Below are 10371 nucleotides of genomic sequence, written 5' to 3' on the forward strand. Positions count from 1 at the left end.
GCTGATCAGAATCCGAGCGGGAACGCCGTCTGTGACCAAAGGATGTAGCCGTTGATCCCGCCGAGGATGGCCGCGACAGGACCAGTCCACAGCAAGATCACACCACCGCCGGAAGCGAGTCGCGAGGACTGGCTCAGCTTCCCGGCCAGGAGCATCGCGGCTCCGATGATTGCCACGATGGCGATGACGATGAAGGCCCCGACGAGGATGCCCCCGCCGATCTGCTTCAACGATTCAAGAAAAGGAAAATCCGCGTTTGGTGTGATCCCAGGATCCACCGCTGCCAGAAACATCTGGTGCTCCATCCAGTCGTCTTCCAATGGAATGAGCTGATGAGCTCACGACTTCATGGATGGGCAGGTAAGGAACGACATGACTTCCTATGTCACCTTGGCAAAGAATCGCAAAGGGATCGCCGAAGCAGACTCCGACAGGTCAAACAGAACTGGTCGGCATTACCGGAGGTTGCTATAGACCCTCGGACCCCGTCGACGTAGTGCCTCGTAAAGCGTGATCGCTCGAGAGTGGACGAAGTCCGAAAACGCAGGGTGGCCCACGAAGGAGTCGAGCTCTGATCTTCTCTTCAACCGTAGAACAAGCAGTCCTGCCATTCGCTCTAGGGTGGCATCGTCTACATCATTTACCAGAGAGCCGCAGATTCCAGAGATTGTCTGAACCAACGAGCGTTCCATCACTGAGTCACCTGCGGAAACGTCGTGGATGATTTGATTCAAAACCGGCTTCCAGTCAGTGCCGACTGCCAAGACCGGGAGGTCGACTTCCGCCTTACCCCACCAAATGCGGCGGCCATAATGGTACGCCCAGCCAGTGTCAGTCAGCGTGCGCAGGGCCTTTTTCTTGTCGATCAACTCGCCCCGGACGACTCCACTGATGGTAGGCACGCCAGTCCGCAAGCCGCCGGAATGCCAGGTTTTCATCACTGCATTGCGGTCGTCCAATAGAGCAAATACATAGCCAGGGGCCAACGAATCAGACAATGCACGCATACCAGCCGGAACGGATACGTCAGCATCCTCAAGTGATCCAAGCATTTCCGCTACTTCCATATCTGCGATGGACTCTACGAAGCGCCGTGGCACAAGTGCCCTAGCCGCGAAAGCATCAGCCTCCAATTCTTGGGCGCGAATTTCTTGCGACGTTACATCGAACCCAGAAATCCGGACCGGCAAATCTGGTTCCTCATTGTCATCACTCTCACCGTCGGCCACACAAAGCAGCTCATGCGCCTGGTGCCAGCCGATCAGTATATGACCCAACTCATGCGCCATTGTAAAACGGCGCCGCTGTCGCAGACGCGCCGGATTCAAAAAGACTTCCTGCAGGTCGCCATCGAGTCCCAGCAACAAAGCATCAATATTGGGTATGTCGCGAACAAGATCGTGAATGGCCGCGAACTTAGACAGAACTGCTTCAATGTCGACAGGCGGTTTCAGATCGTAGCGTTCAACGATGGTGTCCGCTAGTCGCTGGGCACTCGATATCCTCAGCAACGTCATCCTAGCCGTTTAACGTGTTTAACGCTTTCAAGCTTTACTTTCTTGATGCTCTCATTCAAAACAACAAAGACTTGAGAAACAACGCGGGCACCACTGAAAACACCTCTTGCCGCCAAGGCAAAGTCCTTTTTATTCAAGAGAGGCTTGTCTTTAGATTCTGAGAAGTCTGCTTGGTTAATTCTGGCAGCAAGGACTCCGCGCAAGTTCGCAGGATTCGCAGCGACAGCGGACGCCTCTTCTGGGCTAAGATAAGAGTCCAGATCAGATACAACTATCTCTTGTAGTTCAGGCAACGTGATAAGCCCCGAGATAGCGGCGTTGACGGGATCATTCTTGATCAAGCGTGAAAGAACTGCAGGACTAGGGGAACCCGCCGAAGACTCCCGAGCGTGTCGAAGATCCGCTTCTGCTGCGGCGATGGCCTTCGGGCTCCCCGAAACGTAGGCATAGACGAGCCGTTCAGACGCATCGCTCAGGGCAACTGCCCGTTCCTCGTTCATTCCATGACCTCCGTTCTTAGTCTAAGTATGGCTTATCGACAGTGATAAAGATCTGTTCACCGCTGCGTGTTTGGGGCCCGTTCATGCAGCCGTAGCGAAGTCGAAACCCGAACTCTCCAAGATCACAGGCTCTAGTGCACTCGTATCGACAACCGCCCAGCCGCTTGGGTTCGCTTCAGACCTCACGGCGTCCAGAGTCTTTTCCGGCACACCTACCTTGGCCAGTATTAGCGACGGCGGTACAAGTCGTCCGGAGGCGAGCGCCCTGTATTTTGCCCTGCTAACGCATGTTGCGGTATCGCATTTTGCCTGCAGGACGTAAACCTTACGACCAAGACGTCGAAGTCGCCGGACCAGGGGCGGCAGATGGTCAGGTGAACCGATAACGTCCACAATTGTCACACCACCAGCATTGAGTATGGCACCTTGGACGCCAAGCTCTGGCTTCGTTACTTGGCGGTTGTACATAAGTTCGGCACATTCGTCCTGCACCACCCCAGATCCTTTTCCGTCCGAATACTCAGGAAATTTCACACGAAGCTCATCAGCGTCACTCACTGTTATGGCCTCCAACGGCAACCCGCTATGGGTGGCAACGAGCGGACGAAGGGCAGACGACTTGCCAGAGCCTGGGAGACCGATGAGGAAGTAAATACTTTCGGTACCCGACCCAGTCACACTTGTATCGGCAATAGGCAACAGACCAGCCTGAAAACTCTTGCGTTCAGGCGACCAGATGCCTCGTTCCGCATAAACGTGGTTTGTGAAGGTCCTCTTACCAGCCAACACCCGCTGAAACAGCTCCGCTTTGAGCTTTGGCCGCGTGCTGAGGTAACTACGCTGAGGCTCTTCGGGCTCGGTGTGCCAAGTCTGTTCGTAGACTTCAACTTCGTCGCAGTACGCGTCGAACTCAGCTTCGTCGAAGACCGGACTGGACATAGATGCGCGCGTCTCCCCATATTAACGTCAAGCCGCAGCGAAGTCGCGCCGCGTCGTATCGAGTCTAGCCTTGCTCGAAGCAGTTCACGATTTGTTGCAACTGATCAACCGGGGAGATGGACTACAGCGGATCATGTGGCACCATGTCCGCGATAGCCCCACGACAATAAATTCAAGGAGACACTAACGCGGCCATAGTCTCACCCAAGCAGGTTGAAGTACGCAGTGCCACTATTCCACGAGATTGGATGGAGCAGAGTTCCAGCGGATGGATTGAGGGCGCTATACATCATGCCATTCCCCGCAAAGATACCAACGTGTCCCCAGTTGTTCGGACCTCCGGGATTCTGCACTACCAGATCGCCAATCTGCGGCTTCTCCGTTCTGATACCAACACGCCACTGCTCTACGCGTGGCAGCTCAATTCCGACCTGTCGATAGATCCACTGCACGAACCCGGAACAGTCCCATGCCTTGAAGGCCGTACCACCCCAGACGTAGGCACCCCCAACCCCCATCTTGGTAAAGCGAAGAATGTCCTGACGGATCTGACTAAGACTTACGCCTGAGACGACGCCGGAACTCGCGGACGGAGCGTCCGTACACGAGAGAGCTGGCCCAATCCCAAAGAGAGTATCCACGATCGCAGACGCCTGCGGCTCCCATCGGTCGTACAACTCCGGGAAGGCCGAAACCTGCACCGCCTGTGCAGCCTGTCCTTTACTCATGGAAGCCCACCCGGGGACATCCAATAGCCCCCGCGGGCTTCCGTGGTTCGGCCCCGACGTTCCTCCATAAAACGCTCTGGCGTTGTAGGTGACGTCCATCAACTCCTGGACACTCCCCCACCCCGCGGCAGGACGTTGCTGTGCCGAACCTACAGAGTCGTGATCGCTGCCAACGCCGTCGTGCGGAAAGTTGAACGACTCGGGAACGTTGGCATTGGCCAGCATCCTCAAACTGGACTCTTGCAAAGACATCATGATGGCGATGACCAGCGCCTCACGAGGCAAGCCGAGCCCTTTGCCGACTGAGACGTAGCCCTTGGCAACAACCGTCTGGGCCGCCGACAACCCGACGACGCCAACGCCGGCTGACAAATCGAGCACCTCAGCGGCGTTATCCCCATCCACAACAGCGCCGTGGACACAGGCGACGGCCGCCGTCGGACGATCCCCCACCAAAACAATCGCCACCGCACTGGCAACGACAGCAAATGCGAGCGCGACAACCGCCACGAACGCTCCAACCAGCCTGACGAGGGTGCGTCGTCGCACGAGAACTACAGCAAGTCCGGGATGAGGCATCAGTAAACGATTCGGCCGGATGACGCGTAGAAGGCGACCATTACGCAGCGATCAGCCGGCGCTGTCGGAGCCGGCGGACAATTCACCATGACACTGACGGGTGCGGAGTAGGAGTTGGTGGCTGCCGACGTGTGGTCCTCGACAGAGAGCCGCACAGTGCAGACATGTAGCCCTGGCCACGGGGCGGGCCGTTCGCGCACTTTGACCAGCTGCCCATCACACGTCAACGACTCCGACTTCGCCTCACGAAAGGCGCCTTGGCCCGCCAAAGTGACGAACGATCCAGCGTTCACGCCAGTTGCCTCAAACTCCTGAACCAGAACGGTCCAAGGATTGGAACCATCGGGAAGCAAGACCCAAAGATCGCGCACCCGGCCGTAGACCTCTGAGTAGGACGCGGTCCTCGTATCCCAGGTGTAAATGGCCTCGGCAGCGGTAGAGGCAACCGCACGGAAGTCCGTCGGCCCGGGCACAGGCGATACAGCCGACGGCTTGGTCGTTCCCGAAGGTTTAGCTGAGGGCCGTGGAGCGGCGGCCGACACGCTCGGCGTAGAAGCCGAAGCTACGGGAGGAGCCTCCGGCCGCGACTCCGTGGCCGGCCCCTTGGACGGCAGTGCGATTAACAGAGCCAATGAGCCAACAAAGAGAATGATCGCCAGTCCAAAGACCCACGGGCCTAAACGTGAACGAATCCCGTTGGCCTTGCGAATGCTCATGATCGCCACCTCAGACGCATTGGTTGTCAGCTGCGGAGCAAAGGCATCCGCCGATTAGAAGGAAGCCGCCCTGCGGACTAAGCGCCAAGCGGTTTGGTAGAGGCGACGTGCAGTTCCGATCTGGACAGCGACGTAGCGATCGGTGACGCCCAGCTTCCGGGCCAGCCGAGCAATTGCTGCTTGCCGTTCCGATCCATGAATGTCGGGAAGAACTATCGCGTTGGCGACCTCACGAAGGAGGACACTTGGGAGACACTCAACCGCACGCTGGCAGAGTTGGCCGATATCGCCAATGCTGCCCGAGGTGACATCAAGTGCCAGGCTGACTGTCTTCGCCGTCTGGCGCACAGCAGTCACGGCGTTCCAACGACGACGGTCGTGCGGCGTGGGGAGCGCATATTGGCGCGGCGCGGTGAGGCTTTCAACTGCCATCCGCCACGTCGGCGCTGACACAGCTTCTTGAGTCAACTGCAGGACCATAACCGCCCACTCATGGTCGATGATCTCTTGGTTTTCGGGATTGTCCTGCGCTATGAGGATTGCTGAGAGGCGTCCCCATGAACCCGAAACCTCGTCGCCCGTGGGGTCGAGCAACAGAGGTAGCGTCTTGTGGTTGAGCTCACGGCGGGTGTGGGCAGCGCAGATGTTCGACGTCACGCCCTGGACCCATGCTTCAAAGGGGACACCAGGCAACGCTCGGTAGCTCCCCCGAGCTACCCCATTCCAGACAGCCACACGGATGTCCTGCAGGACGTCGTCAACATCGCATGACCGTCCGATATGAGCCAAGTGAGAAACGACGTAGCGCCGCACTCCTTCAACCGCTCCCATCATCTGGTCAACGGACACGGACAACATCGGTTCCGGCGGACCAGTAAGGGAGATGTCCACCGTTCCGGGACGTGGCTGCAGTTGTTCGGCCCGCTCAATCTTGTCGCTTAGGCTCATCGCCCTCACCGCTTCGAATAGCTACTGTTCTCTAACGTCCGCCGCAAAGTGGCCCCGTTGTCGCGGCCGAACCAACTCAGCCACAAAACCAAAGCATCTAAAATTTATTGTCAAAGATACTTTAAGTATCGTCAAGAGTGCGATTCTTACTTTTTTCTTGTTGTTCGGCAAGAATTGAGCCATGCCACGGATTACGCAGCCTCACGACGACGCCTGGTCGCCCGACGTCGAGGCAGCCGTGGCCACCTTTGGAAACAGGGCACGGAACGAAATACTGAGGTTCCTCACGACTTTCGGCCCTGCGACACGGGGTGACATCGTGGATTCCGTCAGCGCTGGCGAACCAAGTGTGGCAAAGCATCTGGTTGCTCTGGAGCAGGTAGGGGCTATCGTCGTCGACGTTCCAGCCGGGCGCCGCCACGGCCGTTCCCCCCGGTACTCAGCGAATCCCGCTCGCATCAAGGAGTTGCTGGACGCTCACCTTCGCTATGTCTTGGAGGAATAGCTGCTGCCCTTTCTCCATGTGGGTGGAGGTCAATGTCCTTGTTCAGATACTCGGAGATAGCGCGCAACGTCTCCGGGGAGACATCCCCCAACGTCCTGACAGCAAATGACTTCACTCGGGCCGCCCTCAACGACTTCACAAACTCCAACTGTGAATCTATGCGCTCTGGAATGTCGCCTTCCACGCCGTTCAGCAGATAGGAAGGATCGACGTCGAACATCTCGCAGATAGCGGTGAGCAGCTGAGGATCGCTGACCAGACGTCCAGTTCCATCCTTCATGTAGAACCACCTGGCCCGGGAGATTTTGACACCCCTAGCCTGGAGTCCGGCCTCAACTTCTCTGAAGGTAACCGGCGATCCCCTCTCGGCAACAACCACGTCCAACAGGAGGTTCAATCGCCGCGCGAGCGTTGCCTGCGGTAGCTCGCCGCTGCGGCTGGCGTCTTTCGCCGGCATGCTCCACCTTTCGATCGCCTAAGTCCCCATTATTGTGGCTCCTTCGCCATCAGTATTCCGCGAGCGCCGTACGGAAACAATCAATTGCCGCTTGAATCTGTTGCGCCGATGACGGCAGACGTATCCTGTTGGTGTAGACGCGTCTACAGCCTCTCAACCTTCTCATCCCAAGCCGTGGTTTGCATGTCGACATCCGTCTTGATGAACCGAACACGTACCCAGATACTCCGCTTCTTGATAAGGAGCGGGCCGACCACCCGTACGGTCTTGGCCTCAGAACTCCGGACCTCCATGGCCACCATTCGACGCCATCTCAAGCTCCTCGAGTTAGCCGGACTCGTTCATGATTTGGGCGGTGAGCGAATCTCCGCGCGCTCCTCACTGATTGAGAGCCAGCTCATCGAGTTGGCCAACCAATACTCAGTGCAAATGCCTCCTAGGACCCCGCCACCGCCTGTTCGAGACTAGCGTTAGCCAACATGAGGCCGTGGAACCAGGCCTTCACGGAGTGCTCCCACTTATCGGGGTCGAAATTCCACTCGAGGGAGTGGCCCACTGACTCAAACTCCACCAAGCTGACGAGGTCGGGCCGTACCGTCGCAGCCCATTTGGATGCTTCGAATGGGGTGGTGTCATCCTTCCTGCCATGGAGGATCAGGATCGGCTTCCTCAGCTCCCCCGCCCGCGCTAGCCAATCCAAGGCATCCAGGTGTATCGGTTCGGCGAGGCCGGTCACCCACCGAAGCGCTTTCGACTGAAGGATGGCGAACCCCAACTGCACGAGCGGACGTGGCAGCCGGGCGGCCTTGGCGTTCGCGCGCAACGTTGTACGCCAGTCAAAGACGGGGGCGTCGAGAACCATCCCCACTATTCGAGGAGCGTGCGCTGAAAGGGCTGCCGCTTGTAGGGCTAAGGCCGCGCCCAACGACCACCCGAAGATCACAACGCGCTCAGCGCCTTCGGCAACGGCATAATTGATAGCCGCTTCGACGTCGCGCCACTCGGTTTCGCCGAGTCGGTACCGCTTATCGGACGACGGCGGTGCGTCGCCGTCGTTTCGGAACGAGACAACCAGCGAGGTCAGGCCCAGACGTCTGGCGACTGGTATGCCTCGAAGACAACCCGCTCTCCTGCCCCCCATTCCGTGGATATGGATCGCCCACGTCCCAGCCCTGTCAGAAGGAGGCGAGTCGAACCTCCAGGCCGGAGCCATGCCGTCGTCGACGGTAATCTCAACGTTTCGGTATGGCAGGCCTAGTTGTTCGGGTTCGGAGTAGACGTAACCACTCCAGATCCCTGCCGCCGCTTGAGCAAGGTTTCCGGAGTCCACGCGCTCCACCACGCGGGTGAGTGAGCCTCTGTCCTCGCTGGTTTCAAGCACTGGACCTAAGCACGCATGGCCGGTCCCCTGCGCAAACCATAAGCTGTGTCGTCCAGCAGCCTTGGTGTGGGTGGTTGCCGGCAGTTCAACGCAAAGTTGCCCATCGCTGCCGACATACACAGACCGAATGTAAAGGTCCTCGCGACGGCTGAACTTGGGTACGACTACTCTGCGCGCAAAGTATGCAGATCCACCGAGACCCGCAAGCAACGCGACCAAACCCATCGTCAGCCCGGCACCGATGGACAGGCGCCTATAAGCCGCCGACACCGTTCTCCCCCTTCTGCTTCCTTTGGTCGTCAATCACCTGGCGGAGCTTCTCCAATGTTTCGGGAGAAATCCCTTGCAGCTGTCTGGCGGCGAAATTGCGCACGCGCGACTCCCGCAAGGCCCGAAGAAGCTCCAACTGCGCATCCACTAGCCGCGGAATCTCCCCTGCATCGTCGAGAAGGTAGTCGGGGTTCACCCCGAAGAACTCAGCCAGATTTCTTAGCAGTGCGGCATCAGTAGCCAGCGAACTATCTCCACTGCGCATGTAAGCCCAACGAGATCGCGATAGCGGGGTTCCCCGCTGACTCATGTGCCTACTGATCTTTGGGTAGGTCAGAGTCTCTGCGCTACCTGCTTCATAGAGATCGAGGAGCAAGTTGAGCTTCCGGGCCAACTTGGACTGCGGCGTCTCGGAGACGTTGGCACCATCATCCGTCATAACGTCCGCTCGCCTCTTCTCTTCCGCACCCTTGTTCCATGGTCAATTGGTCCAGCCAGATAATTCTCCGCAGCACTCAAGACCCTAAGCTCGCGGATATCCAAGGAACTCGCCAATTCTGGCTCAACGAGAAGAGCGTCTTGCACCTCCACGAGCATCCTGTGCAGTTTGCGTGCTGGGTCCTGCTGCCTTAGTGATTCGACGCCGAGCTGCAAGCGCACGTCTTGCCTCAGCCCCGCTGTCTTTTCCCAGACTCCGCTGAGCCCGCGAACCAACTCATCCTGGGTCTCGGACTCTTTGTGGCGGACTATCCGCCGTGCAACAGGCGGGATGGCCAAGCCCACGCAAAGGAAGGCCATGGCCGCAATCACCGTTGCATCGTATGCAGGCGATACTGCGCGCATGGCATCGAGCTGGCCTTGCATGTGCAGGGCGTCCATAACGAGCACAAGCGTTACAAGCAACACGGCCAGCGCGCATCCAATTCCGATGAACGTGAAGGCCAGCCGGTAGTAGGGCGTCGACATGCCGGTGCGGAACCGGAAGCATGTAGCTCCGGTAACACCGACCACGTAACCGATGTAGACGAACTGGACCGCCGAGTACAACGCGGCTGGGAACTGATCGCCATAGTCCACCATGAAACGTGTCGAGCTTCCATGCGTAGAGATGAGGCTGAAGTTGAGCGAGAGCCCCAGAACCACGACGCCGAGGAGAATAATGCCTGGCGTGTCTCGCCTCTCTCCCACATCGTCAGGAGTCGCTGCCCGGATTATTGCCCTGGAGAGAAAGTAGATGCCAACGACCATGGAGATATTTGCAAGAAGGTCAACGTAGTTTCGGCCGCCGAACGCTGCGTCAAGACTCGAATAGACCTGGTCGATATTCAGCGTGAGTGCCACAGCAATCGTGATGGCCGCAGTCAACACACTGTGGTCTCGCCGTCGACGAGTTCCTGGCAGCAGACAGGCTACAAGCAGCCAAATCAACACCGCCGCCGCAACCTGAATCATCCGAACACTCTCTCGAAGGACCGTGGTTCCCGTGCACTATTTCTTATCGCTGCGGCGAAGAGGTCAGCGAGCGATTCCGCGGCCGCCTCCAACTCATCACTGAAGCTGGTACGGGCCAAGACGCGACGGATCAAACCCGCCGGAAGGTTCGGAAAGAGAACGCCCACGTAGTCAATCGGAACGACGAGTTCGTCGTGTCGCAGGACCATGTGTCCCAGCTCATGAAGCACGAACTGCTGTCGGTGCAAGCCAGACGTGCTAACTGCGTGCAGGATGACCTCTACTTCATCTGTCGAAAGCCATAGACCGCACACGGATCCACCATTTAAGAACCCAGCTGCCTGGATCTCTATGGGCCGCCGTCGGACACCCTCGACCA

General features: G+C 58.1%; 11 protein-coding genes. 1 reads left to right on the forward strand and 10 read right to left on the reverse strand.

Features of this window, described 5'->3' with window-relative positions; genetic code table 11:
• Positions 1-5 precede the first annotated feature (5 nt).
• The 7 genes from ACIPY3_RS12270 to ACIPY3_RS12300 form a co-directional block, all read right to left on the reverse strand.
• Positions 6-293, reverse strand: coding sequence for a hypothetical protein (locus ACIPY3_RS12270; RefSeq protein WP_400334425.1), 288 nt, complete (start codon positions 291-293; stop codon positions 6-8).
• A 162-nt stretch (positions 294-455) separates the two neighbouring features.
• Positions 456-1517, reverse strand: a complete 1062-nt coding sequence (locus ACIPY3_RS12275; protein ID WP_400334426.1) for an ImmA/IrrE family metallo-endopeptidase — start codon at positions 1515-1517, stop codon at positions 456-458.
• Positions 1514-2017, reverse strand: a complete 504-nt coding sequence (locus ACIPY3_RS12280; RefSeq protein WP_400334428.1) for a hypothetical protein — start codon at positions 2015-2017, stop codon at positions 1514-1516. The genes ACIPY3_RS12275 and ACIPY3_RS12280 overlap by 4 nt, the downstream gene beginning before the upstream one ends.
• Before the next feature lie 81 nt (positions 2018-2098).
• Positions 2099-2956, reverse strand: a complete 858-nt coding sequence (locus ACIPY3_RS12285) for a zeta toxin family protein (RefSeq protein WP_400334430.1) — start codon at positions 2954-2956, stop codon at positions 2099-2101.
• 200 nt (positions 2957-3156) lie between these two features.
• Positions 3157-4194, reverse strand: a complete 1038-nt coding sequence (locus ACIPY3_RS12290; protein WP_400334432.1) for a C40 family peptidase — start codon at positions 4192-4194, stop codon at positions 3157-3159.
• Positions 4195-5033: 839 nt separating this feature from the next.
• Positions 5034-5927, reverse strand: coding sequence for a hypothetical protein (locus tag ACIPY3_RS12295; RefSeq protein WP_400334433.1), 894 nt, complete (start codon positions 5925-5927; stop codon positions 5034-5036).
• 458 nt (positions 5928-6385) lie between these two features.
• Positions 6386-6889 (reverse strand): hypothetical protein, encoded by a 504-nt coding sequence (locus ACIPY3_RS12300; protein WP_400334434.1) that lies wholly within the window; start codon positions 6887-6889, stop codon positions 6386-6388.
• A gap of 201 nt (positions 6890-7090) precedes the next feature.
• Between ACIPY3_RS12300 and ACIPY3_RS12305 the strand changes: the two genes are divergently transcribed.
• Positions 7091-7357: a helix-turn-helix domain-containing protein gene (locus ACIPY3_RS12305; protein ID WP_400334740.1), complete on the forward strand. Its 267-nt coding sequence runs from the start codon at positions 7091-7093 to the stop codon at positions 7355-7357.
• Here the strand turns inward: ACIPY3_RS12305 and ACIPY3_RS12310 are convergent.
• From ACIPY3_RS12310 to ACIPY3_RS12320, 3 genes are all read right to left on the reverse strand, one after another.
• Positions 7326-8270, reverse strand: a complete 945-nt coding sequence (locus tag ACIPY3_RS12310) for an alpha/beta hydrolase family protein (RefSeq protein WP_400334436.1) — start codon at positions 8268-8270, stop codon at positions 7326-7328. The genes ACIPY3_RS12305 and ACIPY3_RS12310 overlap by 32 nt on opposite strands.
• Positions 8271-8523: 253 nt before the next feature.
• Positions 8524-8979: a hypothetical protein gene (locus ACIPY3_RS12315; protein WP_400334438.1), complete on the reverse strand. Its 456-nt coding sequence runs from the start codon at positions 8977-8979 to the stop codon at positions 8524-8526.
• Positions 8976-9992: a hypothetical protein gene (locus tag ACIPY3_RS12320; RefSeq protein WP_400334440.1), complete on the reverse strand. Its 1017-nt coding sequence runs from the start codon at positions 9990-9992 to the stop codon at positions 8976-8978. Before ACIPY3_RS12320 ends, ACIPY3_RS12315 begins: the two co-directional genes overlap by 4 nt.
• Positions 9993-10371: the final 379 nt, after the last annotated feature.

The sequence above is a fragment of the Paenarthrobacter sp. NPDC089714 genome (assembly GCF_044748905.1).
In the GTDB taxonomy this organism is placed as follows: Bacteria; Actinomycetota; Actinomycetes; order Actinomycetales; family Micrococcaceae; genus Arthrobacter.

What these genes read in the sequence shown, in the direction of transcription:
- ACIPY3_RS12270 (WP_400334425.1), bottom strand. Translation starts at nt 293, where the DNA reads ATGTTTCTGGCAGCGGTGGATCCTGGGATCACACCAAACGCGGATTTT.
- ACIPY3_RS12275 (WP_400334426.1), bottom strand. Translation starts at nt 1,517, where the DNA reads ATGACGTTGCTGAGGATATCGAGTGCCCAGCGACTAGCGGACACCATC.
- ACIPY3_RS12280 (WP_400334428.1), bottom strand. Translation starts at nt 2,017, where the DNA reads ATGAACGAGGAACGGGCAGTTGCCCTGAGCGATGCGTCTGAACGGCTC.
- ACIPY3_RS12285 (WP_400334430.1), bottom strand. Translation starts at nt 2,956, where the DNA reads ATGTCCAGTCCGGTCTTCGACGAAGCTGAGTTCGACGCGTACTGCGAC.
- ACIPY3_RS12295 (WP_400334433.1), bottom strand. Translation starts at nt 5,927, where the DNA reads ATGAGCCTAAGCGACAAGATTGAGCGGGCCGAACAACTGCAGCCACGT.
- ACIPY3_RS12300 (WP_400334434.1), bottom strand. Translation starts at nt 6,889, where the DNA reads ATGCCGGCGAAAGACGCCAGCCGCAGCGGCGAGCTACCGCAGGCAACG.
- ACIPY3_RS12305 (WP_400334740.1), top strand. Translation starts at nt 7,091, where the DNA reads ATGAACCGAACACGTACCCAGATACTCCGCTTCTTGATAAGGAGCGGG.
- ACIPY3_RS12315 (WP_400334438.1), bottom strand. Translation starts at nt 8,979, where the DNA reads ATGACGGATGATGGTGCCAACGTCTCCGAGACGCCGCAGTCCAAGTTG.
- ACIPY3_RS12320 (WP_400334440.1), bottom strand. Translation starts at nt 9,992, where the DNA reads ATGATTCAGGTTGCGGCGGCGGTGTTGATTTGGCTGCTTGTAGCCTGT.